The sequence below is a fragment of the Geodermatophilus sp. URMC 60 genome (assembly GCF_053502585.1).
In genome coordinates this window covers 1,746,413-1,769,523 of sequence record NZ_CP199958.1, presented here as the reverse complement: position 1 = coordinate 1,769,523, position 23,111 = coordinate 1,746,413, and the positions used below count along the sequence as shown (strand labels likewise).

The window sequence follows — 23,111 nt, the reverse complement described above, 5'->3', positions numbered from 1 at the left end:
CCGTCGCTCAGCCGAACGGTGGGCGGTCGTCGATCCTCGTCGACAGCCGGCCGGCGGTGCGCCAGGCGCGGGCGACGAGGTCGCGGTCGGCGTCGGTGACCAGGTTGCCCATCACCCGCAGCGCGACGGTCATCAGTGCCCGCGAGCGCATGCCGACCGGGCCGGCCGCGGGCAGGAAGCGGGGAACGGTGAGCAGGCCGGCCAGCCGCCGGGCGATGGAGAACGCCTCGCCGTAGTGCCGCCGCAGCTCCGCCGGCCAGGCGGCGGTCCAGTCCTCCTCGCCGAGGAGGCCCACCACGCTGCGGCCGGTCTCCAGGCCGTAGTCGATGCCTTCGCCGTTCAGCGGGTTGACGCACCCGGCGGCGTCGCCGACCAGCGCCCAGTTGCGCCCGGCCACGCCGGAGACCGCCCCGCCCATCGGCAGGAGCGCCGACGCCGGCGCCTCCACCGGCCCGTCGAGCCGCCAGTCCTCGCGGCGGGCGTCGGCGTAGACCTCCATCAGCGCCTTGAGCTGGACCCCGGCCGGACGGCGCGCGGTGGCCAGCGTGCCGACGCCGAGGTTCACCTGCCCGGACTCCGCGCCCAGCGGGAACACCCAGCCGTAGCCGGAGAGCAGCTCACCCTCGCCGCCGCGCAGCTCCAGGTGCGAGGAGATCCACTCGTCGTCGGCCCGGCCGGAGCGCACGTAGCCGCGCGCGGCGACGCCGTAGGCGGTGTCCCGGTGCCACGCGCGGCCGAGCACCCGGCCCAGCGGGGAGCGGACGCCGTCGGCCACGACCAGTCGCCGGCAGCCGACGGTGAGCGTCTCCTCCTCCGCCGTCTCGAAGACCACGCCGGTCACCCGGTCGCCGTCCCGCTCGACGTCGACGGCGCGCGCCCCCTCCACCGGGACGGCGCCGGCGGCGAGCGCCACCCCGCGGATCCGGGCGTCGAGCTCGGTGCGCGGCACCGCGCTGCCGTGGTCCGGGAACGCACCGCCGGGCCAGGGCAGCTCCCACGTCCGGCCGAAGCCGGCCGCGCGCAGGCCGCGGTTGCGCGCCCGCGAGCGGGCCCAGTCCCCCAGGCCCAGGAGGTCCAGCTCGGCGATCGCCCGCGGGGTCAGCCCGTCGCCGCAGGCCTTGTCACGGGGGAAGACGGCCGCGTCGGCGAGGACGACGTCGTGCCCGGCCCGGGCGGCCCAGGCGGCGGCCGCCGCGCCTGCCGGGCCGGCCCCCACCACGAGGACGTCGGTGTCGGTCGGGACGGCGGCGCTGGCTGGCACGCCTCGAGTGTCCCTGACCCGTGACGCAGGGGTGGCCCCCGCAGGGTCCCGCCGCGAGCCTGCGAGTGGCGGGGGGCAGAGGGGTCCTCTCTCAGCCGAACAGCGGGAACCGCTCCGCCGACGCCCCCAGGACGGCGCGGTCGGCGTCGGTCAGCGGTTCCCGGCCGGTGCCGCGCCGGGCCGCCGTCGCGTCGTCCCACCCGTCCGGCAGCGGGCCGCCCAGCAGACCCTCGAGCACCCGGCGCACCTCGGTCAGCGCGTCCGACGACGGGCCGGGACGATCGAGGGAGGCGACCAGGTCCAGGTGGTGCACCGCGGCCTCCACGGCCAGCGTGGACAGCAGGTCGTCGGCACGCAGCACGTACCCCTGGGTGCGTACCAGGGCCTCGGGCGCGGTCCGGCCGGCGACCACACCCACCGCCGTCACGAGCTCGGCGTGCACGGCCGCGAGCTCGGGCGGCCCGCCGGCCACGCTGGCCCGCACCCGGGTGCGCCAGGCGACGTCGGCGTCCTGCCCGGCCGTCGGCTGCCAGGCCCGCCAGTAGGCGACGGCGTCGCTCGTGGCCGGCGGCTCCGCCGGGGTGGCCAGCGCGACCAGACCCCGGCGGGCGTCGTCGACCAGGTGCTGGGTCAGGTCCAGGACCGCCCACCCGGCGCACCCGGTCGGCTGCCAGGTCTCCTCCGGCCGCAGGTCCGTGACCAGCGCGGACAGGGACCGGTAGGTGGCCTGCAGCAGCTCGGCGGACGACGGAGGCACCCGGGCAGCCTGGCAGAGCCGGCCCTCGTGCAGTGGAAGGATCCCCTTGCCCCTCGCCACTCGCAAGCTCGCGGCGGAACCCTGCAAGGGGGCCGAAGGGTGGGGGCAGGAGGGTCCTCCTACTGGGGGCCGCGGGCCCGGACCTCCTCGACCGAGGCCATCGCCGCGCGCAGCTCGCCCAGCCACTCGTCGGTGTGCTGGGCGACCAGCCGGACCGCCCAGGCCAGCGCCTCGGACCGGGACCGGGCGACCCCGGCGTCCACGAGCGTGTCGAGCACCAGCCGCTCGGGCTGCCGCAGCCGGGTCATCACCGGCACCGAGAGGTTGGTGAAGACCTCCCGGACGTCCCCGCAGGCCGCACCCCAGGCGACCGAGCGGCCGTAGCGGGCCTGCGCGGCGTCGGCGACGGCCATGCGCTGCTCGCGGGTCTCCTCGCGGAAGCGGGCGATCCGCCCGGCCCGCGCGGCCGCGGCGTCGCCCTCGCCGGCCTCCGGCTCGGCCAGGGTGCCGACGACGGTGATCTCGTCGCGGTCCACGGTCAGCTCGACCGGCCCGGTGAACCAGTCGTCGGGCAGCCGCCCGGCGAACCAGCCGGCGACCTCGGCGCGCTCGACCGGGGGCGGCGCGTCCGGGCCCCGGCCACGGCCGCCGGCGCCACGGCCGCGCGGACCGCGGAACCCGCCCCGCATGCCGGCGAAGGGGTTGTCGGAGGAGAAACGGTGGTGGTGTCCGTGCACGACGGCCTCCCATGTGAGGTGATTACACACTTACACGGTAAGCCCCAGCCCTCACCTCAGGAAGGGGCGAGCGCTGCGCCGAGAGCGGACACGTCCGCGACCGGCGCGGAGCAGACGAACCCCCGGCACACGTAGGCGGCCGGCCGCCCGTCCACCGGCGGCCGGCCGGCCAGCAGCGGGACCCCGGGTGCGTCCGGCTCGCCGACCACCACCACCGCGCCCGGGCTGGTCGAGGCGCGGGCGGCGGCCGCCAGGGCGTCGCGCTCCGGTCCGGCGGGCCCGCTGACCGCGACCTCGAGCGGCCCGGCCAGCAGCGCCTCCCCGACCGCCATCGCCCAGCCGACCGCCTGCGGCGCGCGCTCGGCCAGCCGGGCCAGCGAGCCGACGGCCGCCTCGCCGAGTTCCCGGTGCCGCGGCGCGCCGGCGAGCGCGGCGTAGGTGACGGCGGCTCCGGCCACCGCGGCGAGCCCCGACGGCGTCGGGCCGTCGGTGGGGTCGAAGGGCCGGTGCACGAGCGCCTCGGCGTCCGCGGCGGTGTCGTGCCAGCCGTCGGCGTCCACGAACTGGTCGGCGACGACGTCGAGCAGGTCGCCGGCGAACTCCAGCCAGCGTCCCTCGCCGGTGGCCTGGTGCAGGGCGAGCAGCCCCTCGGCGAGGTCGCCGTGGTCCTCGAGCACCCCGGCCGGGGCTCCGGCGACGCCGTTCCGCGAGGCCCGGCGCAGCCGCCCGTCGACCCAGTGCACGTCGGCGAGCAGCTCGGCCGCCCGGCGGGCGGCCCGGACCGAGGACGGCGCCCCGGCCAGGACGCCGTGCTCGGCCAGCGCGGCGATCGCCAACCCGTTCCAGGCGGTCACCACCTTGTCGTCCCGCCCCGGCTGCGGGCGCCGTGCCCGGGCCGCGCTCAACCGCTCGCGCACCGAGGCCAGCCGCTCCGGGTCGCCGGGGTCGCGGAGCAGCTGCAGCGTCGAGGTGCCGTGCTCGAAGGTGCCGGCGTCGGTCACCTCGAACACCTCGGCGGCCCACCGGCCGTCGTCCTCCCCCAGGACCTCGATCAGCTGCGCCGGCGTCCAGACGTAGGTGAGCCCCTCGACGCCCTCGGTGTCGGCGTCCAGCGCGGAGGCGAAGCCGCCCTCGGGTGTGCCGAGGTCGCGGACCAGGAAGGCCGCCGTCGCGTCGGCGACCCGGCGGGCCCACTCGTCGCCGGTGGCCCGCCACAGGTGCAGGTAGACCCGCAGCAGCAGGGCGTTGTCGTAGAGCATCTTCTCGAAGTGCGGCACGACCCACTGGGCGTCGACGGAGTAGCGGGCGAAGCCACCGGCGAGCTGGTCGTGGACACCTCCGCGGGCCATCGCCTCGAGCGTGCCGCGCGCCATGCGCAGCGCCACGGCGTCGCCGGTGCGGGCGGAGTGCCGCAGCAGGAACTCCAGCAGCATGGACGGCGGGAACTTCGGGGCACCGCCGAAGCCGCCCCAGCGCTCGTCGTACTCCTCGGCCAGCGCGGCGACGGCGCGGTCGAGCACCTCGCCCGTCACCGGGGTCGGCGTCCCGAGGTCCAGCCGGGAGGCGATGCCCTCGGCGATGCGCGTACCGGCCGTCTCCAGGTCCTCGCGCCGCGTCCGCCAGGCGTCGGAGACGGCGGAGAGCAGCTGCCGGAACGACGGCATGCCGTGCGCAGGCCGGGGCGGGAAGTAGGTGCCGCAGTAGAACGGCCGGCCGTCGGGCGTGGTGAAGACGGTCATCGGCCAGCCGCCGTGGCCGGTCAGCGCCTGGGTGGCGGCCATGTAGACGCTGTCGACGTCCGGCCGCTCCTCGCGGTCGACCTTGACGCACACGAAGTCGGCGTTCATCTGCGCTGCCGTCGCCTCGTCCTCGAAGGACTCGTGCGCCATCACGTGGCACCAGTGGCAGGCGGCGTAGCCGACGCTGAGCAGGACGGGCACGTCGCGGCGGCGCGCCTCGGCGAAGGCCGCCTCGCCCCACTCCCACCACTCGACCGGGTTCTCGGCGTGCTGCAGCAGGTAGGGGCTGGTCGCGCCGGCGAGACGGTTAAGCATGCCCCTTCCGTTCCCCCGCCGGTCCGTGCCCGAACGGGGGACGACGTGCCCGTGGGGTGGCGCGCTCGCAGAGCACGCCACCCCACGGGTGTCGGGGTCAGGAGACCGTGAAGGCCCGCGTCCCCTCGATCGTGGCGCTCGACGCCAGCTGCGCCGGCCGGATCCGCAGCGTGTAGCTGCCCGGAGCCAGCGTCGTCGGAGCCGTCCAGACCAGCGACCCGGACCCGTTGGCCCCGGTTGCCACTCCGCTCTTGACCGCGACCACCTTGGTGCCCTGCACCAGGGTGATGGTGACCGGCGTCGAGGCCCCGCCGGAGAACGACCACGAGATCGTGGCCGCCTGGCCCCGTGCCACCGAGGACGCGCCCGAGGCGGTCAGCGTGGGTCGGGCCACCGCAGCGGCGGTGCCCCTGCCGACGATCCCCGGACCACCCACCGCCGACACCTCGACGGAGTAGGTGCCCGGCGCCAGGGTGATCGGCAGGCGGTAGGACCCCGACCCGGTCCCGTCCGCCGCGGTCCTGACGCCGGACGCCAGGGTGGTGGCCGCGCCGGTGCCCGGCACCAGCCGGACGATGACCGGGGCGACGACGCCGTCGCTGTACCGCCAGGACACGGTCACCAGGTCACCCGCCACGTCGACGGGCGTGGCGCTCGTCGACAGCGTCGGCAGCGTCACCGCGACCGGGTCCGCCGGGGTGCCGGTGACCAGGGCGTTGACTGCCGCCGTCACCTCGATCCGGTAGCTCCCGGCCGCCAGGCCGACCGGCAGCGTGGCGGTGAGCGAGCCGCTCCCGTCCGTCCCGGTCCTGGCGTTCGTGGCCAGGGTGAGGACGGCCTTGGTGCCCTGGAGCAGGCGGACGTTCACCGGGGCGACCGCGTCGTCGGTGAAGGCCCACGACACCGTGACCGGTGCGCCGGCGACCGCGGCCGCCGGCGCGGACACGGAGACCTCGGGCCACGCGACCGTGACCGGGGACGCCGAGGTGTCGGCCACGAGGGTGTTGCCCACCACCGTCGCACGGACGGTCCAGTCCCCCTCCGGCACGTTGAGCGGCACCGTCCAGGTGTGGGCGCCCGCCTTCAGCGGCGCGCTCGGGGCGATTCCGACCGTGGTCCGGCCCGGCGCCACGGCCTCGAGCTTCACCGCCGTGCCGGGGACCCCGGTCGTGGTCCAGGTGATCGTCAGCGGTCGGCCTGCCGTGACCGAGGTCGGATCCGCCTGCGACGTCACGGTCAGCGAGCTGCCGTCCACGGCGAACCGGCCGTCGCTGGCCGCCACCACGGTCGGGAAGGAGACCGACAGCAGCCGGACCCGGTAGTCCGCGCCCGTCGGCAGGCCGGCCGGCGGCGTGAAGGTCAGCCTGCCGGCGCCGGGGGCGACCGCCGCGCTGGCGGCCACCACCACGTCTCCCTTGACCACCTCGGCCTTGACCGAGGTGCCGACGTCGCCCGAGGCGGTCCAGGTGACCGTCATCGGTTGCCCGGCCGTGTGCGTGACGCCGTCCGTCGGGCTCGTGACCACCAGCCGGCGGCTGCTGGCCACGGAGAAGGCGTCGGTCAGGACCGCGACCTTGGGAACCGACCAGGTCGTGCGGAACTGGTAGCCCCCGCCGTCGTTCAGCGCGGCGGGCAGCGTGACGTCCACGCCACCCGCACCGCCGGTGCCCAGCGCAGCGGAAGCCGCGAGGGTGGTGAGGACCCTGCCGTCCTTGAGCAGCTCGACCTTGACGGTGCCGCCGGGCGCACCGGTGTGGGTCCACGCCACCCGGGCCCTACCGCCCGGAGTGGCCGAGGCCAGCGTGTACGAGGGGGTGAGGACCGGGTCGGTCACCGTGAACGCGTCGCTCGTCGCCGCGTGCTGCGGGGCGAGCAGCGGGGTGACCCTGACGCGGTAGTCGGCGCCGCGGGCCGTCGTCGGCGGCACCACGTGCTCCGAGCGGCCCGTGCCCAGCGCCACCTTCGGGCTCAGGACGGACACCACGGTGCTGCCGCGCAGCAGCTCCACCTTGGCGTCGGACCCCAGGTAGCCGCTGGTGGACCAGGTCGCGACCACCTTGCCCGACGCCGGGACGGACTGCCCGCTGGTGGGCGAGGTGACGGTCAGCGACACCGGCGCCGGCGCTCCGCGGAAGCCGGCGACCGTGCTGGCGGTGGTGTTGAGCAGCGCCCGGTTGTCGGCGGCGTTCGCGGCTCCGGCCGGGGCGCCCAGCGGGGCGCCGTTGTGGATCTGGTCGGGGTTGGAGAACCGCAGCAGCCGGCCGCAGTACTGGCAGGCGTTGGTGTACGCCATCACGGTCCGCCAGCCCTGCTGCGCGTTGACCCAGTCGTAGCCGTACGGGACGGCCGGGGTGCCCGCCCACGCCCCGCGGTCGTGCGCGGCACCGAAGTTGTGGCCCAGCTCGTGGGTGAAGCTCATGTTGCCGGTGGCGCACCCGGCGTCGGTGACGCTCATGCCGAGCGACGCGAAGGACGGGCCGATGGGGTTCATCAGGTACGCGATCCCGCAGGCCGAGCCGGTCGGGTTGTCGACGATGAGGGCCACCAGGTCGGCGCCGTACTGGTCGCGCAGGACGTGCAGCTCGTCGTAGACCCCGTCGCTGCGGTTGGCGACCTTGCCGAGCGTGGTGCCGTCCACGGCGGCGTTGGTCGCGACCTCCGCGGTGTGCGTCAGGCGGACGGCCGCGTTGATCCCGGAGGTCGAGAACGCGCTGTTGGTCTGCTCGATCATCAGCGCGATGTCGGCGTCCATCCCGACCTGGCCGCCCTTGCGGGCCTTCGCGGCCGAGGAGTAGGCCACGAGGACGTCGACGACGGGGGCCTCAGCGGTCGGCTCGGCGGCCACCTGGGCGTCGCCGGCCGGACCGGTCGCGTCGCCTGCGGCGGGAGGGGCGTCGGTGCGGCCGCCGGCGTCGGCGCCGACCTCCGCCGGCGGGACGACGGCGTCGTCGTGGGCCGGCGGGACGACGGCGTCGTCGTGGGCCGGCGGGACGACGGCGTCGTCGTGGGCGGGCGGGAACTGCGACTCGTCGAGCTGCTCGACCGCGGTGCCGCCGTCCGGTAGGGGGCGCAGGCGGAACGTGGCGTCCTTGCTGGTCACCATCCCCGACAGCACACCGTCCTGCTCGACGAACACGACGGTGCTGCTCTCGTCGCCGGCGATCGTGCCGCTCCACGTCCGGTAGCCGCCCTCCGTGCGGAACTCCGGGACGCCCAGGTCGGCCACGACCGTGGTGTCGTCGAACAGGGGCAGCTCGATCGTCTGCGCCGCCTCGGCGGCCGTGCGCGGGAGCGCCGCGGTGTCGACGGCGACCGTGCGGGAACGGGCCACGCCCCGCTCACCGCCCTCGACCTCGTCGGTGGCGGCGGTCGGGGTGATGACGCCCGCCTCCCGGAGGGCAGCGGCGTCCGGCTGCGCCGAGGAGCCGGGATCGGAGCCGGTGGACTCGACGCTCCGCGCGCCACCGGACTGTGCGCCGGTGGTGGGACCGGCCCCGGTCACCTCCGGGGTCGCGGTCGGCGGAACGGTGGACGTCAGCAGGTATCCGCCTGACACCACGACGGCGAGGGCGGCGGCCGTGAACGCGAGACGGCGCGGACGGCGCGTGGCGGATGAATTCATGGTGCCCCTTCGGCAGGCCCGCCGTCCTCGGCGGGCGTCCCTGAAGGCGTCGGCACGAGCCAGAGGTCGTCGGAGCGACTGCTGGCGGTCCTCGCTCGAAGGGGTGGGGTGGAGTCCCGCCACCCACCGGGGACGCCGTCGACGGCCTGCGCGCGCACGGTTGGGGCTGGACAGGACGGGGTGGCCCGTCCCGAGGACACCGAGCCGCCGGCCGGAGGAGCCACCTCGGTGGAGAGCTCCCTCGCGATGAGGACGTCGGCGCTCGGATCCCGACGGTGGTGCGGATCGCGTCAGGAGCTGCTCAGCCGGCGTCCCAGGCAGCGAGCAGCACGGGCACGTCCCGGCGGCACGCCGTCCGGCTACCCGCGCGCTCGCGCGGCAGGCTCCGGCGCCGGCCCGGGGGCGCCGCCCTCGCCCTCGTCGGGCTCCCGCTCCCCGCATCCTTGTCCGCCGTAGGGCGCGTGACCACCGTCCGTGGACGCTGGGTCACCCGGACGGGCCCTTAGCACGAGCTGCCGGGATCACCTCAGCGACACGCCCAGGACCTCTGGCACCTCTTGCCCGAGGACGAGCGGCGGTTCGTCGAGTCGACATGTCGACTCCCGTGGTGCCGCGGCGCACGGTGGGCGGATCCTGCCGTCGGCACCGTCCTGAGGAGGCCCGCCATGAACCGCTCCCGGTTCCTCGTCCTCGCCGTCTCCGCCCTCGCCACGCTGGGGGTGGTCGCGCCCGCTCCGGCGAGTGCGAGTCCCTACTGCGGGATCACCTGGGGCTCGCAGGCGAAGACCGCGGACGCCGGCGACCGGGAGCGGCTGTACGACGTCCGCGCGGGACGGCACGCCTGCTTCGACCGGCTCGTCCTCGACGTGGGCGGGGAGGACACCACCTTCGGCTCGTACTCGGTGCGGTACGTGCCGGTCGTGCGGCAGGACGGCTCCGGGGAGCCGGTGCCCGTCCGCGGCGCCGCGGACCTCGAGATCGTCGTGCACGCACCGGCGTACGACGAGCAGGGACGGCCGACGTTCGAGCCGGCCGACCGGCGGGAGGTCGTGGACGTCGGCGGCTACACCACCTTCCGGCAGGTGGCCTGGGCCGGCTCCTTCGAGGGCTCGACCACGCTGGCCCTCGGTGTCCGTGCCCGGCTGCCGTTCCGCGTCTTCAGCGTCGCCGGGACGCCCGACTCCGACGACACCCCGCGGCTGGTCATCGACGTCGCCCACCGCTGGTAGCCCTCACCGACGGCGGCCGGCCGGTCAGCCCGCAGCAGGACCCGGCCGGCCGTCGTCCTCGCGCGGCCCCTCGATCGCCCGGGGCGCCCGCCGCAGCGTGTCCAGCAGGTCCTGCCCCGGCTCGGGGCGCGGATCGATCAGGTCGGCCGGGGTGTCGGGGACGACGAACCGTGGCCCGTCGTCCTCGGGGTCGAAGCTGCGCGGCACCCGCTTGAGGTGGGTGGTCATCGACTTGACCAGCAGCAGGATGGCGATGAAGAGCAGGACGGTCAGCAGCGCACCGATGGGACCGGCCTTGCCGACGTCCTCGGGGAGCTGCTGGTCGGCCGCCAGGAGCACGAACCCGGTCATCGGACGACCACCTCACTGCGCACCCCGGCGAACAGGTCGTCCTCGGGGACCGTCGAGTCGACGACCGACCGGGCCAGCTCGTAGTCCTCGGTCGGCCAGATCCGCTGCTGGACCTCCAGCGGGCAGGCGAACCAGCGGCCGTTCGGGTCGATCTGGGTGGCGTGCGCGATGAGCGCGGCGTCCCGGACGGCGAAGTACTCGGCGCAGGGCACCTTCGTGGTCACCCGGTGGGACAGGTCCCGCTCGGGGTCCCAGTTCTCCAACCACTCGGCGTAGGGGGACTCCTGGCCGGAGGCGAGGATGGCCTCGTGCAGCGCCCGCGTCCGCGGCAGCGTGAAACCCATGTGGTAATAGAGCTTGAGCGGCTGCCACGGCTCGCCCAACCCGGGGTAGCGATCGGGGTCACCGGCGGCGTCGAAGGCGTGCACCGAGACCTCGTGGGTCTTGATGTGGTCCGGGTGCGGGTAGCCGCCGCGCTCGTCGTAGGTCGTGATCACGTGCGGCTTGAACCGGCGGATCAGCTCGACCAGCGGCGCGGCCGCCTCCTCGGTGGGCACCAGCGCGAAGCAGCCCTCGGGCAGCGGCGGCAGCGGGTCGCCCTCGGGCAGGCCGGAGTCCACGAAGCCGAGGAACTCCTGCTCGATGCCGAGGATCTCCCGTGCCCGGGCCATCTCGTCCCGGCGGATCTCCGGCAGGCGCTCCCAGACGTCGGGGCGGTCCAGGGCCGGGTTGAGCACCGAACCGCGCTCACCCCCGGTGCAGGTCGCCACCATGACGCGGACGCCTTCCGCGACGTACTTCGCCATGGTCGCGGCGCCCTTGCTCGACTCGTCGTCGGGGTGGGCGTGCACGGCGAGCAGGCGCAACGGGTCTGCTTCGGTCACCGGCACATCATCCCCCGCCCGTACGACGTCCCGCCGCCGCCCAGGCCCCCGATCGGGTGTTCGTGGCGCTCGTCACTGTTCGATACGCTGACGTTCCGCATCCCCGAGGTGGGGGCGAGCGGAACACCGACCCGGCCGACGGTGTTACGTTGGCCGTTCTGAACGCGGCCGCTCCCCGGACGGGGAGCGGCCACCGACATTTTCAGGAGCACTGCCGTGTCCACCCCCACTGACGAGCAGGACCAGGGCGTCTGGCTGACCCAGGAGGCCCACGACCGGCTGAAGGCCGAGCTCGACCAGCTGGTGGCGGGCCGCCCGGCCATGGCCGCCGAGATCAACGCCCGCCGCGAGGAGGGCGACCTCCGCGAGAACGGCGGTTACCACGCCGCCAAGGACGAGCAGGGCAAGCAGGAGGCGCGCATCCGCCAGCTGGAGGACCTGCTGCGGAAGGCCCGCGTCGGCAACGCGCCTACGACGGCGACGCACGCCGCCACCGGCACGGTGATCACCATCCGTTTCCAGGGCGACGACGAGACCGAGAAGTTCCTCCTCGGCTCGCGCGAGATCGCCGGGACGACGGGGCTGCAGGTCTACTCCCCCGAGTCGGCGCTCGGCTCGGCGATCCTCGGCGCGAAGCCCGGGACGACGGTGACCTACCAGGCGCCCAACGGCCGCGACATCACCGTCGACGTCGTCGCCGTCGAGCCCTTCGTCCCCTGACCGGGGTCCCCGGGTGACCGAGCTCGCGAGGTCACGCAGGAGTGCAGCACCCAGGGGCACCGGGCCGACGAGCGCCAGCGAGGAGGCCACGTGACCCGGTCCGCCCGCTCCCGGCGAGCCGAGAACACCGGGTTCGCCTGCGTCCACTGCGGATCGGCGGTACCGGCGAACACCGACGGGCACTACCGCAACCACTGCCCGGTCTGCCTGTGGTCCCTGCACGTCGACGACCTCCCCGGCGACCGGGCCAGCACCTGCCGAGCGCCGATGGAACCGATCGGCCTGGTGGAGAAGTCGGGCAAGGGCTGGCAGGTGGTCCACCGCTGTACGGCGTGCGGCCACCGCCAGCCCAACCGGCTCGTCCGCGAGGGCGACGGCCCCGACGACCTCGACGTCGTCCTCGGCCTCCCCTGGCTGTGACACCGCGATCCGCCGGATCGCACCGCGGCCAGGTGCCGTCCCCCTGACCCGCTGAGCCCCTCCCGTCGCCCCTCGGGGGACCCTCCGGGTCCCCACCCGTCACGACAGGAGGTGTCGGCCCTCAGGCCGGCAGCAACCCGCGGCGGCGGAGCAGGGGCGTCGGGTCGGCGTCCCTGCCCCGGACGGCACGGAAGGCCGCCAGCGGGTCCACCGAGCCGCCGACGGACAGCAGCAGCGACCGGAAGACCTCGCCGTTCTCCCGTCGCAGGCCGCCGTTCTCCTTGAACCACTCCACGGTGTCGGCGTCGAGCACCTCCGACCAGATGTAGGAGTAGTAGCCGGCCGCGTAGCCCCCGGCGAAGACGTGCTGGAAGTACGTCGTCCGGTAGCGCGGCGGCACCAGGTCGTAGGCGACGCCGGCCGCCTCGAGTGCGGCCCGCTCGAACTCCTGCGGGTCGCCGACCTCGGTCTCGGGCGTGATGCGGTGCCAGGCCTGGTCGAGCAGCGTGGCCGCCAGGTACTCCAGGGTCCCGAAGCCTTCACCCCACAGCTGGGCGGCCTCGATCGCCTCGACGACGCTCGCCGGCAGGGGCTCGCCGGTCTCGACGTGCCGGGCGTAACCGGCCAGGACCTCGGGCCACAGGGCCCACATCTCGTTGACCTGGCTCGGGAACTCGACGAAGTCCCGGGGCACGCTGGTGCCGGCGAACCGCGGGTAGGTGACGGCGGAGCTCAGGCCGTGCAGCGTGTGGCCGAACTCGTGGAAGAGCGTGTTGACCTCGTCGAGGGTGAGCAGCGTGGGTCGCCCGTCGGCCGCGCGCGTGACGTTGAGGTTGTTCACGACGACCGGCTTGGTGTCCAGCAGCCGCGACTGGGTGACGAACGAGCTCATCCAGGCGCCGCCGCGCTTCCCCTCCCGGGCGTGGAAGTCGCCGAGGTAGAGGCCGACGGTCTCCCCCGCCTCGTCGGTGACCTCCCAGACCCGGACGTCGGGGTGGTACCCGGCGAGGTCCGGCCGGGGCGTGAACCGGTAGCCGTAGAGCCGCTCGGCCGCGGCGAAGACGCCGTCGACGAGCACCCGGTCGAGCTCGAACCAGGGCCGCAGCGCCGTGGTGTCGACCGAGTACCGCTCGGCGCGCACCCGCTCGCTGTAGAAGGCCCAGTCCCAGGGCGCCAGTTCGGTCACCCCGTCGCGCGCGGCGACCTCGGCCAGCGCGGCGGCCTCCGCCCGCGCGTTGGCCAGCGACGGGCCGACCATGCGGCCGAGCATCGCGTCGACCGCCGCGGTGCTGCCCGCGGTCTGGTCGGCGAGCACCAGGTCGGCGTGGGTGGCGAAGCCCAGCAGCCGGGCCCGCTCGGCGCGTACCCGGGCGATCCGGACCGCGACGGGGCCGTTGTCGTGCGCTCCGCCCGAGGCCCGGGTCACCGACGCCTCGAACACCCGGCGGCGCAGCTCGCGGTCGCGCAGCTTGGCCAGCGCCGGCTGGCCGGTGGGCAGCAGCAGCGGGATGAGGTACCCCGCGACGCCGCGGTCGGTGGCGGCACGGGCCGCGGCGGCGACCTCCTCCTGCCCCAGGCCGTCGAGCTCCGCGGCGTCGGTCACCACGACGGCGGCGGCCTCGGTGGCCAGCTGCAGGTTCTGGCTGAACGCCGTCGACAGCTCCGACAGCTCGCGGTTGAGCTCGGTCAGCCGCGCCCGGCCGGACTCGTCGAGCCGCGCGCCGGCGAGCACGAAGTCGAGGTGGTAGCGCTCCACCAGGCGGACCGCCTCGGCGTCGAGGCCGGAGTCGTGCCGCTGCGCGTGGACGGCGTCGATGCGGGCGAAGAGACCGGGGTCCAGGCGCAGGGCGTCGGCGTGCGCCGACTCCAGCGGGGCCAGCTCGCGCTCGATCTCGCGCAGCCGGTCGGTCGCGACCGACGAGGCGAGGTTGTGGAACACCGCGCCCGCGCGGCGGTACAGCCGACCCGACCGCTCCAGCGCGACGACGGTGTTCTCGAACGTCGGCGGCCCGGTGGACCCGACGATGGCGGCCACCTCGGCGCGCTGCTCGGCCATCCCGGCCAGCATCGCCTCGCGGCAGTGCTCGAGGCTGACGTCGGCGAAGGGCGGCAGCTGGAGCGGCAGCGGGGAGGGCTCGAGCAACGGGTTGCCGGTGGACGGGGCGGCGGAGGCAGGCACGGAGCCCATCCTCCACCGCCCCTCTCGTCATCTCGTCGAGGTGCGCTCGTAGAGCCGGACCGACAGGGGCACGAAGACGACGAGGATGAGCGCCGTCCAGATCAGCGTGTAGAGCACCGGGTTCTGCAGCGACCAGGCATCCGGCACCGGGGTGCCGGGAGGCATGTTGCCGAACAGCTCCCGCGACGCCAGGGTGACCGTCGAGACGGGGTTCCACTCGGCGAAGACCCTCAGCACCGACGGGAAGGTCTCCAACGGCACGAAGGTGTTGGCCACGAACGTCAGCGGGAAGATCACGATGAAGCTGGCGTTGTTGACCACCTCCGGCGTCCGGACCAGCAGCCCGACCACCGCCATCAGCCACGAGATGGCGTAGGCGAAGACGAGCAGGACGAGGAAGCCGCCGATCGCCTCACCGAGCGACGAGTTGACCCGCCACCCGACGACCAGGCCGGTCAGCGCCATGACCGCGATCGAGATGGCGTTGAGCCCGAGGTCGGCGACGGTGCGCCCCACCAGCACGGCGGAGCGGGCCATCGGCAGCGAGCGGAACCGGTCGATGAGCCCCTTCTGCAGGTCCTCGGCGATGCTGGCGCCGGTCGTGGTCGACCCGAAGACCACCGTCTGCGCGAAGATGCCCGGCAGCAGGAACTCCGCGTACGAGACGCCCGGCGGCAGCCCGCCGATCGCGCCACCGAACACGTAGCGGAACAGCAGCACGAACATGATCGGCGACAGCGTCGCGAAGACGATCAGGTCGGGCACCCGCTTGATCTTGATGAGGTTCCGGCGGGTGATCGTCAGCCCGTCGGCCACCGCCGCCCCGAACGCGGTCACGCCGCCCCCTCCCCTGCGCCCACCGGCGTCCGCTCGCCGGCCTGCGCCGCGGACTCGTCGTCCTCGGCGGCGTGGCCGGTGAGCGTGAGGAAGACGTCGTCGAGGTCGGGACGGCGCAGCCCCACGTCGAGCACCTCCACGCCGGCGCCGGCCAGCACCCGCAGCGCCTCGGCGAGGGCATCGGTACCGCCGCTGACCGGCAGCGAGAGCCGACGCGTCGACGCGTCGAGCCGGGGCTCGTCGATCCCGAGCGGCCGCAGCCGGCGGCCCACCTCGCCGAGGTCGGCCGCGTCGCGGACGGTGAGCTCCAGTCGCTGGCCGCCCACCTGGTCCTTGAGCTCGTCGGCCGTGCCGCGGGCGATGACCCGCCCCCGGTCGATGACGACCATCCGGTCGGCCAGCCGGTCGGCCTCCTCCAGGTACTGCGTGGTCAGCAGGATCGTCGTCCCGCCGTCGGCGAGGTCGGCGATGAACTCCCACATGCCCAGCCGGCTGCGCGGGTCGAGGCCCGTCGTCGGCTCGTCGAGGAAGAGGATGCGCGGACGGGCGATCAGCGAGGCGGCGATGTCCAGCCGCCGTCGCATGCCGCCGGAGTAGGTCTTGGCCGGCCGGTCGGCCGCTCCCGTGAGGTCGAAGCGCTCGAGCAGCTCACCGGCCCGCACCCGCGCCTCCCGCTTCCCCAGCCGGTAGAGCCGCCCCACCATCTCCAGGTTCTCCAGGCCGGTGAGGTACTCGTCGACAGCGGCGTACTGACCGGTCAGCCCGATGGAGGCGCGTACCGCGTCGGCGTCGTCCACCACGTCGAGCCCGGCCACCCGGACCCGCCCGGCGTCGGCCCGCAGCAGGGTGGTGAGGATCCGCACCACCGTCGTCTTCCCCGCGCCGTTCGGACCGAGCAGCCCCAGGACGGAGCTCTCGGCCACGGTCAGGTCCACCCCGTCGAGGGCCGTGGTCGCGCCGAAGCGCTTCACCAGCCCCTCGACGACTATCGCGTCGCTCATGACCGGCAAACTACGTTCCGCGGCCGACACTTCCCGACCGCTCATCCGGCCCTCCTGCAGGGGCCCGCCGCCGGCCCCGTCCAGGGGCTCGCCCCGAGCGTGCGAGGGGTGAGGAGGACGGGGTCTCCCACGGTGGGGGCAGGAGGGTCCTCTCTCAGCCGGTGGTGACCGTGTAGCCGGCCCGGTCGAGCCGGGTCAGCACCTCCTCCGCGTGCTCGGGCCCGCGCGTCTCCAGGACGACGAACACCTCCACCTCGCCCAGCCCCAGCCTGGTCGCCGTCCGCTCGTGCTCGACCTCCAGCACGTTGGCGCCGACCTCCGCCAGCTCGCCGAGCACCGCCGCCAGCGACCCCGGCCGGTCGGGCACGCGCAGCCGCAGCGACTGGTAGCGCCCGGCCGCGGCCATGCCGTGCTGCACGACCTTGAGCAGCAGCACCGGGTCGATGTTGCCGCCGGAGACGACCGCGACCACCGGCGGCGGGAAGGCGGCCGGGTCGGCGAGCACGGCGGCGACCGCGGCGACACCGGCCGGTTCGACGACGAGCTTGGCCCGCTCCAGGCAGAACAGCAGCGCCTGCGAGAGGTCCTCCTCGCTGACGGTGCGCACCTCGTCGACCAGTGCGCGGACGTGCGCGAACGTCAGCTCCCCCGGCGAGCCGACGGCGATGCCGTCGGCCATCGTCGTCATCCCCGACAGCGCCACCGGCCGGCCCGCGGCCAGCGAGCCCGGGAAGGCGGCGGCCGCGGCTGCCTGCACGCCGACGACCCGGACGTCGGGACGACGGGACCGCACCGCGGCCGCGACACCGGAGACCAGGCCCCCGCCCCCGGTGCAGACGACCACGGTGGCGACGTCGGGGCACTGGTCGAGGACCTCCAGGCCGACCGTGCCCTGCCCGGCGATCACGTCGGGGTGCTCGAACGGGTGGATGAACACCGCGCCGGTGCGCTGGGCGTGCTCGGCCGCCGCCGCCAGCGCCTCGGTCAGCGACGCGCCGCCCAGCCGGGCCTCGGCGCCGTAGCCGCGAGTGGCCGCCACCTTGGGCAGCGGCGCGCTCTCCGGCATGTAGACCGTGGCCCGGACGCCCAGCAGTTGCGCGGCCAGGGCGACGCCCTGCGCGTGGTTGCCGGCGCTGGCCGCGACGACGCCCCGGGCGCGCTCCTCGGGCGAGAGCCGGGCCAGCCGGGTGTAGGCGCCGCGGATCTTGAACGAGCCGGTGCGCTGCAGGTTCTCGCACTTGAGCCAGACGGGGCCGCCGACCCGCTCGGCCAGCGCCCGGGAGTGCTCCAGCGGCGTGCGCCGGACGACCCCCTCCAGCAGCGCTGCGGCGGCGTCGACGTCCGCCCCGCCGACCAAGGGGACGTCGAGGGATGTCATGGCAATGATCATCGCAGGACGAACTGCAGGTCGGGAGGGACCGACGGGTGCCCGCGTCGCCGCTCGCGTCGTACCGTGGCGGGGGTGACGGACCCTGGCACCCCCGCCTCCGCTCCCCCCGCCCCCACGACCTTGGGCGAGCTCCGCGACAGCGGGGCCACCTTCCGGCCGGTGAAGGCCGAGATCCGCGCCAACCTGCTCGCCCGTCTGGCCGCCGGCGAGCCGTCCCTGCCGGGCATCGTCGGCTTCGAGGACACCGTCGTCCCCGAGGTCGAGCGCGCCCTCATCGCCGGCCACGACCTGGTCCTCCTCGGCGAGCGTGGCCAGGGCAAGACCCGCCTGATCCGCACGCTGGTCGGCCTGCTCGACGAGTGGACGCCGGTGCTCACCGGCAGCGAGCTCAACGAGCACCCGCTGGCCCCGATCAGCGTGTGGGCGCACCGCCAGATCGCCGAGCACGGGGACGCCACCCCCGTCGGCTGGCTGCACCGCAGCGACCGCTTCGGCGAGAAGCTGGCCACCCCCGACACCAGCGTCGGCGACCTCATCGGCGACGTCGACCCCATCAAGGTGGCCGAGGGCCGCACGCTGGGCGACCCCGAGACGGTGCACTACGGCCTGGTGCCGCGCACCAACCGCGGCATCTTCAGCGTCAACGAGCTGCCCGACCTGGCCGAGCGCATCCAGGTCGCGCTGCTCAACGTGCTCGAGGAGCGCGACATCCAGATCCGCGGCTACCGGGTGCGGCTGCCGCTGGACCTGCTGCTGGTCGCCAGCGCCAACCCCGAGGACTACACCAACCGGGGCCGGATCATCACCCCGCTCAAGGACCGCTTCGGCGCCGAGGTGCGCACCCACTACCCGATCGAGCTGGCCGACGAGGTGCGCCTCCTGCACCAGGAGGCGCACACCAGCTGGCTGGGCGGCAGCCAGCTGGAGGCGCCGCTCGTCCCCGAGCACCTGGCGGAGATCGTCGCGCGCTTCACCCGGCTGGTCCGCGACTCCAACCACGTCGACCAGCGCTCCGGCGTCAGCGCCCGCTTCGCCATCGCGGGTCTGGAGACGGTGGCCGCCTCCGCCGTCCGCCGGGCCGCCGTCGCCGGGGAGACCCGGCCGGTCGCCCGCGTCGTCGACCTGCCGAGCGTCGTCCCGGCCAGCCGGGGCAAGGTGGAGTTCGCCGACTCCGGCTCCGACCCGGACGACGAACGCGAGCTGGAGGTCCTCGAGCACCTGCTGCGCCAGGCGACCGCGCAGACCTTCCGGGCCCGCTGCGCCGGGCTGGACCTCACCGGCCTGCAGGAGCACTTCACGGGCGGGGAGACCGTCGAGTCCGGTGAGCTGGTGCCGGCCGCGGCCCTGCTCGGTCAGCTCGGCACCATCCCGAAGCTCGCCGAGCTGCTGGGGCGCCTGGGCGTGCCGGAGGGCGAGCAGTCGGCCGAGCAGGCCGCCGCCGCGGTCGAGTTCGCACTCGAGGGCCTCTACCTGACCCGCCGGCTGGCCAAGGACACCGACGGCCCGCGCACGGTCTACGGGGCCTGACGTGGGCGAGCGTGCGAGCTCACGCACGAGCACAGCGTGCTGCACCACTGCCCCGACGAGCGCTAGCGAGGAGGAGCAGTGGTGAGGCGGCCCGGGAAGGGCTACCGGTACGGGCGCTGGCGGGGCGGCCCCGACCCGCTCGCCCCGCCCTACGACCTGGGCAGCGCGGTCGACGAGATCGGCGACTCGGTGCTCGGCGGCAGCGGCGTCCGGGAGGCGCTGCGCGAGCTGCTGCGCCGCGGGATGGACGGGCGGCGCGGGCTGGACGAGCTGCGCCGGTCGGTCCGCGAGCGGCTGCGGCAGGCGCGCAACGCGGGGCGGATGGACGGCACCCTGCAGGAGGTCCGCGAGCTCCTCGACCGCGCCGTGGAGGCCGAGCGGCGGGAGCTGTTCCCCGACCCCGACGACATGGCGCGGCTCAAGGAGGCCGAGCTCGACGGGCTGCCCGAGGACACCGCGGGCGCGGTGCGGGCGCTCAAGGAGTACGACTGGCGCTCGGCCGAGGCCCGCCAGGCCTACGAGCAGATCCAGGACCTGCTGCGCCGCGAGGTGCTCGACAGCTCCTTCGCCTCGATGAAGCAGGCGCTGGAGAACGCCACCGAGGGCGACGTCCAGGCGGTCAAGGACATGGTCGCCGACCTGTCCCAGCTCATCGACGCGCACAACCGCGGCGAGGACACCGACGAGCAGTTCCAGCAGTTCATGGACAAGCACGGGCAGTTCTTCCCCGACGACCCGCAGTCGGTCGAGGAGCTGATCGACCAGCTGGCCCGCCGGGCGGCCGCGCAGGAGCGGATGATGGCCGGCCTCTCGCCCGAGCAACGGGCCGAGCTCGCCGACCTGATGGCCCAGACGATGCAGGACATGGGTCTGGCCAGCGAGATGGCGCACCTGCAGGACGCCCTCCGCCAGGCCCGGCCGGACCTGCCGTGGGGACAGCGCGGGCAGGTGCCCGACGGCGAGCAGTCCCTCGGCATGGGCGACGCCACCAGCGCCGTCGCCGAGCTGGCCGACCTTGAGGCGCTGTCCAACCAGCTGTCCCAGGGCTACGCCGGGGCCACACTGGCCGACGTCGACGAGGAGCTGCTGGAGCGGGCGCTGGGCCGGCCCGCCGTCGACGACCTCGGCGCGCTGCGCCAGCTGGAGCGCGAGCTGGAGCGGCAGGGCTACCTCAACCGCTCCGACGGCCGGCTCGAGCTCTCGCCCAAGGCGGTGCGCCGGCTGGGCGCGACCGCGCTGCGCCGGGTGTTCGCCCAGCTCGACGCCACCGGCCGCGGCGAGCACGACGTCGCCGACGCGGGCGCGGCCGGGGAGCTGACCGGCGGCTCGCGGGAGTGGCGGTTCGGGGACGAGCAGCCGCTGGACGTCGTCCGGACGGTGCGCAACGCCGTCCTGCGGACCGCGCACGAGCCTCGTGCGGACGACGACCGCCGTGTGCGCATCGCCGTCGAGGACTTCGAGGTCGTCGAGACCGAGCGGCGCACCGGCGCGGCGGTCGCGCTGCTGGTCGACCTCTCCTACTCGATGGCGCTGCGCGGCACGTGGGGCGCGGCCAAGTCGACGGCCATGGCGCTGCACTCGCTGGTGACCACCCGCTTCCCGCAGGACGCCATCCAGATCATCGGCTTCTCCTCCACCGCCCAGGTGCTGCGGCCGGAGACCCTCGCCGAGCTGTCCGTGGACACGCTGCAGGGCACCAACCTGCAGCACGGGCTGATCCTGGCGCGGCGCTTCCTCGCCCGGCACCGGGACGCCGAGCCGGTGGTGCTGGTGGTCACCGACGGCGAGCCGACCGCACACCTGGAGGACGACGGGACGCCGTTCTTCTGCTGGCCGCCGATGCCGGAGACGATCGCCCGCACCGTCGCGGAGGTGGAGCGGGTCGCCCGCTCCGGGGCGACGATGAACGTCTTCGCCCTCGACCCGGAACCCGGGCTGGTGCACTTCGTCCACGACATCACCCAGCGGGCCGGCGGGCGGGTGTTCACCCCCGACAGCGAGCGGCTCGGCGAGTACGTCGTCGCCGACTACCTGCGCACGAGGAGGGGACGGCGGGCACGCTGAGGGAGCAGCCCGTCCCTCCGCCCCTCGGGGAGGGAACCCCCTGCCCCCCGCGACCCACGAGCTCGCGGCGGGACCCTGCAGAGGGCCTGCGGTCGCCTGGACGGGGCCGCCTCCAGCCGCTGCCGGGAGCACATCGGGGAGACTGGGCCGCGTGAGCTGCACCGTCGGCACCGTGGAGGAGGTGCCGGTCGACGTCGTCCTGCCGCTGCGCGCCGCGGTCCTGCGCGGCGGCGGCCCGGCCGGCATGCCCGGGGACGACGACCCCGCGACGGTCCACCTCGCCGCCCGGAGCCCGGAGGGCGAGGTGATCGGGGTCGCCCGCCTGTCCCCCGCCCCCTGCCCCTGGCGTGCCGCTCGGTCGCCGTGGCAGCTGCGCGGCATGGCGACCGCCCCGGACGCGCGCGGCACGGGCGTGGGCCGGGTCCTGCTCGACGGGTGCCTGGCGGTGGTCGCGCAGCGCGGCGGCGACCTGCTGTGGTGCGACGCGCGGGTGACCGCCGCCGGGTTCTACGAGCGGATGGGCCTGACCGTGGTCACCGGCGAGTACGACAAGCCGGGCGTCGGCCCGCACGTCGGCATGGTCAAGGAGCTCGTCCCCCTCACCGCTCGTTGAAGGACCCCCTTCCCCCCGCCCCTCGCTCCGCTCGGGGCGGGACCCGGGAGGGGGCCAGCGAGCCTCCGGACGAGGCCTGAGACACCGGGTGCGACCCGCTCGAGCTGATCCCCGGGATCCGTCCGGCGCGGAACGCGTCGACGAACAGCCGGAAGTCCTCCTGCGTGCGGCGGGCGTAGGCGTGCGCGAAGTCGATCAGGTCGGCGACGAGTTCCTCGCGCCGGTCGCCGACCATCCCGGTGATCGCCTCCTCGGTCTGGAACGACACGAGCGTGTGCTCGCTGTCGACGTCCCCGACGCAGTGCACCTTCGCCGTCGCCCGGCCCAGCTGGGCCATCACGGGGGCGATCTCCTCCGGCTCGGTCAGGTCCTCCCAGTCCAGGTCGACCTCGTAGGGCGACAACTCCTGGACGACGAAACCGACGCCGCGGATCTCGGTGTGGCCGAGGAACTGGGAGGCGTTGGCCTGCAGTGCCCGCTGCGACACCGCCGTCCGGTGCCCCTCGTGCTCGAACGCCGCCCGGATCTCCGGGTCGCGGACGACGCGGCTGGGTGCCGGCACGTTGCCCTGCTTGAGCGAGAGGACGACGTCGTTTTCCAGCGCCTGGTCGTAGCCCTCGATCAGCACGTTGTAGGCGGGCAACCCGGCGCTGCCGATGCCGAAGCCGCCGGTACCGATCACGTCCTTGACGTCGTAGGCGACGTCGCGGCGCCGGCGTGGCGGGTGCACCGTCCCCCGCCAGCGGTCGAGGGCGGCGAGCACCTCCTCGCGCTCGTCCAGCCTGCGGTTGCGGGGACTGTCGGCGAAGCGCCGCTCGTAGTTCTCGACGACGGTCATCCGGTCCAGCAGCCCCTGGCGGGTGTGCGCCGTGGTCCGCAGGATCGCGTCGCGCACCGCGCCCTCGGTGGTGTCGCGGACCAGCGCGAACGAGCGGTCGTCGTCGAGCCGGGTGAAGGCCGCCACCTGGTCGAGATAGGCCTCCAGGTAGCGGCGCAGCAGGTCGGAGATCACCTCGTCGCCGAAGGCCTTGCGCCAGGACAGCAGCGCGAAGCTGGCCGCGAACCGGCGCAGTTCCCAGCTGACGTGCCCGAGGTAGGCCTCGTCGAAGTCGTTGACGTCGAAGACGATCCGTCCCGCGCCGTCCATGTAGGTGCCGAAGTTCTCCGCGTGCAGGTCGCCCTGGATCCACACCCGGCTGGTGCGCTCGTCGCACCAGCGGTCCTCCAGCTGCGCCATGTCGGCGTAGAAGAGGCAGGCGGTGCCCCGGTAGAAGGCGAACGGGTCGGCCGCCATCTTGCGGAACTTGGTGCGGAAGGCGTCCGCGTCGGCGGTCATCAGCTCGGAGAAGGCGTCGACGAGCACGTCGACGATCTGCTGAGCGCGGTCACCGTTGGTGACCCGTGCGAGGGATTCGACCACGGGGGGACCGTAGGGGGCGGTTAGCCTGCAATGACAGGGGTCTTC

The 23,111-nt window shown here is 74.7% G+C and carries 18 protein-coding genes; 6 read left to right on the top strand and 12 right to left on the bottom strand.

Going from position 1 to position 23,111, the window contains the following annotated elements:
- Positions 1–7: 7 nt before the first annotated feature.
- The 5 genes from ACWIX3_RS08480 to ACWIX3_RS08460 form a co-directional block, all read right to left on the bottom strand.
- Positions 8–1,261, bottom strand: coding sequence for a geranylgeranyl reductase family protein (locus ACWIX3_RS08480; protein ID WP_448611632.1), 1,254 nt, complete (start codon positions 1,259–1,261; stop codon positions 8–10).
- A 91-nt stretch (positions 1,262–1,352) separates the two neighbouring features.
- Complete coding sequence (locus ACWIX3_RS08475; RefSeq protein ID WP_448611631.1) at positions 1,353–2,018, bottom strand: maleylpyruvate isomerase N-terminal domain-containing protein; 666 nt, start codon at positions 2,016–2,018, stop codon at positions 1,353–1,355.
- Positions 2,019–2,137: 119 nt separating this feature from the next.
- Complete coding sequence (locus ACWIX3_RS08470) at positions 2,138–2,755, bottom strand: hypothetical protein (RefSeq protein ID WP_448611630.1); 618 nt, start codon at positions 2,753–2,755, stop codon at positions 2,138–2,140.
- Between the two features lie 56 nt (positions 2,756–2,811).
- A complete protein-coding gene (locus ACWIX3_RS08465; protein ID WP_448611629.1) occupies positions 2,812–4,809 on the bottom strand; it encodes a thioredoxin domain-containing protein in 1,998 nt (665 codons plus the stop codon).
- A 97-nt stretch (positions 4,810–4,906) separates the two neighbouring features.
- The gene (locus tag ACWIX3_RS08460; RefSeq protein WP_448611628.1) at positions 4,907–8,368 is read right to left on the bottom strand and encodes a Ser-Thr-rich GPI-anchored membrane family protein; all 3,462 of its coding nucleotides are present in this window, start codon (positions 8,366–8,368) and stop codon (positions 4,907–4,909) included.
- A 728-nt stretch (positions 8,369–9,096) separates the two neighbouring features.
- On the opposite strand from ACWIX3_RS08460, the gene ACWIX3_RS08455 reads away from it, so the two are divergent.
- Positions 9,097–9,660, top strand: a complete 564-nt coding sequence (locus ACWIX3_RS08455; RefSeq protein ID WP_448611627.1) for an AMIN-like domain-containing (lipo)protein — start codon at positions 9,097–9,099, stop codon at positions 9,658–9,660.
- Positions 9,661–9,684: 24 nt separating this feature from the next.
- Here ACWIX3_RS08455 and ACWIX3_RS08450 read toward each other — a convergent pair whose 3' ends face one another.
- The gene (locus ACWIX3_RS08450) at positions 9,685–10,011 is read right to left on the bottom strand and encodes a hypothetical protein (RefSeq protein ID WP_448611626.1); all 327 of its coding nucleotides are present in this window, start codon (positions 10,009–10,011) and stop codon (positions 9,685–9,687) included.
- Complete coding sequence (gene mca / locus ACWIX3_RS08445) at positions 10,008–10,895, bottom strand: mycothiol conjugate amidase Mca (RefSeq protein WP_448611625.1); 888 nt, start codon at positions 10,893–10,895, stop codon at positions 10,008–10,010. Before mca ends, ACWIX3_RS08450 begins: the two co-directional genes overlap by 4 nt.
- A gap of 216 nt (positions 10,896–11,111) precedes the next feature.
- On the opposite strand from mca, the gene greA reads away from it, so the two are divergent.
- Both greA and ACWIX3_RS08435 read left to right on the top strand, forming a co-directional pair.
- A complete protein-coding gene (greA, locus tag ACWIX3_RS08440; RefSeq protein WP_448611624.1) occupies positions 11,112–11,615 on the top strand; it encodes a transcription elongation factor GreA in 504 nt (167 codons plus the stop codon).
- A 90-nt stretch (positions 11,616–11,705) separates the two neighbouring features.
- Positions 11,706–12,035, top strand: coding sequence for an RNHCP domain-containing protein (locus ACWIX3_RS08435; RefSeq protein ID WP_448611623.1), 330 nt, complete (start codon positions 11,706–11,708; stop codon positions 12,033–12,035).
- Positions 12,036–12,156: 121 nt separating this feature from the next.
- Here ACWIX3_RS08435 and ACWIX3_RS08430 read toward each other — a convergent pair whose 3' ends face one another.
- The 4 genes from ACWIX3_RS08430 to ilvA all read right to left on the bottom strand — a co-directional run bounded on the left by ACWIX3_RS08430 (position 12,157) and on the right by ilvA (position 17,430).
- Positions 12,157–14,214 carry a M3 family metallopeptidase gene (locus ACWIX3_RS08430; RefSeq protein ID WP_448611622.1) on the bottom strand — a complete coding sequence of 686 codons (2,058 nt, stop codon included), beginning with the start codon at positions 14,212–14,214 and terminating at the stop codon, positions 12,157–12,159.
- Positions 14,215–14,241: 27 nt separating this feature from the next.
- Entirely contained in the window at positions 14,242–15,051 is an 810-nt protein-coding gene (locus ACWIX3_RS08425; protein ID WP_448611621.1) for an ABC transporter permease, read from the bottom strand.
- Positions 15,048–16,052, bottom strand: a complete 1,005-nt coding sequence (locus ACWIX3_RS08420) for an ATP-binding cassette domain-containing protein (protein ID WP_448611620.1) — start codon at positions 16,050–16,052, stop codon at positions 15,048–15,050. The genes ACWIX3_RS08425 and ACWIX3_RS08420 overlap by 4 nt, the downstream gene beginning before the upstream one ends.
- A 154-nt stretch (positions 16,053–16,206) precedes the next feature.
- Positions 16,207–17,430 (bottom strand): threonine ammonia-lyase, encoded by a 1,224-nt coding sequence (ilvA, locus tag ACWIX3_RS08415; protein WP_448611619.1) that lies wholly within the window; start codon positions 17,428–17,430, stop codon positions 16,207–16,209.
- 84 nt (positions 17,431–17,514) lie between these two features.
- Here ilvA and ACWIX3_RS08410 point away from each other — a divergent pair, with 84 nt between their 5' ends.
- The 3 genes from ACWIX3_RS08410 (at position 17,515) to ACWIX3_RS08400 (ending at position 21,646) form a co-directional block, all read left to right on the top strand.
- Positions 17,515–18,969, top strand: a complete 1,455-nt coding sequence (locus ACWIX3_RS08410) for a sigma 54-interacting transcriptional regulator (RefSeq protein WP_448611618.1) — start codon at positions 17,515–17,517, stop codon at positions 18,967–18,969.
- 81 nt (positions 18,970–19,050) lie between these two features.
- Positions 19,051–21,033, top strand: coding sequence for a VWA domain-containing protein (locus ACWIX3_RS08405; RefSeq protein WP_448611617.1), 1,983 nt, complete (start codon positions 19,051–19,053; stop codon positions 21,031–21,033).
- 151 nt (positions 21,034–21,184) lie between these two features.
- The gene (locus ACWIX3_RS08400) at positions 21,185–21,646 is read left to right on the top strand and encodes a GNAT family N-acetyltransferase (RefSeq protein WP_448611616.1); all 462 of its coding nucleotides are present in this window, start codon (positions 21,185–21,187) and stop codon (positions 21,644–21,646) included.
- On the opposite strand, the gene ACWIX3_RS08395 is transcribed toward ACWIX3_RS08400, so the two are convergent.
- Positions 21,633–23,066, bottom strand: coding sequence for a DUF2252 domain-containing protein (locus ACWIX3_RS08395; RefSeq protein WP_448611615.1), 1,434 nt, complete (start codon positions 23,064–23,066; stop codon positions 21,633–21,635). The two genes, ACWIX3_RS08400 and ACWIX3_RS08395, sit on opposite strands and share 14 nt — an antisense overlap.
- Positions 23,067–23,111 lie beyond the last annotated feature (45 nt).

Excerpts from the sequence above, each read along its gene's own strand:
- ilvA (WP_448611619.1), bottom strand. The coding sequence starts at position 17,430 with ATGACATCCCTCGACGTCCCCTTGGTCGGCGGGGCGGACGTCGACGCC.
- ACWIX3_RS08450 (WP_448611626.1), bottom strand. The coding sequence starts at position 10,011 with ATGACCGGGTTCGTGCTCCTGGCGGCCGACCAGCAGCTCCCCGAGGAC.
- ACWIX3_RS08420 (WP_448611620.1), bottom strand. The coding sequence starts at position 16,052 with ATGAGCGACGCGATAGTCGTCGAGGGGCTGGTGAAGCGCTTCGGCGCG.
- ACWIX3_RS08465 (WP_448611629.1), bottom strand. The coding sequence starts at position 4,809 with ATGCTTAACCGTCTCGCCGGCGCGACCAGCCCCTACCTGCTGCAGCAC.
- ACWIX3_RS08455 (WP_448611627.1), top strand. The coding sequence starts at position 9,097 with ATGAACCGCTCCCGGTTCCTCGTCCTCGCCGTCTCCGCCCTCGCCACG.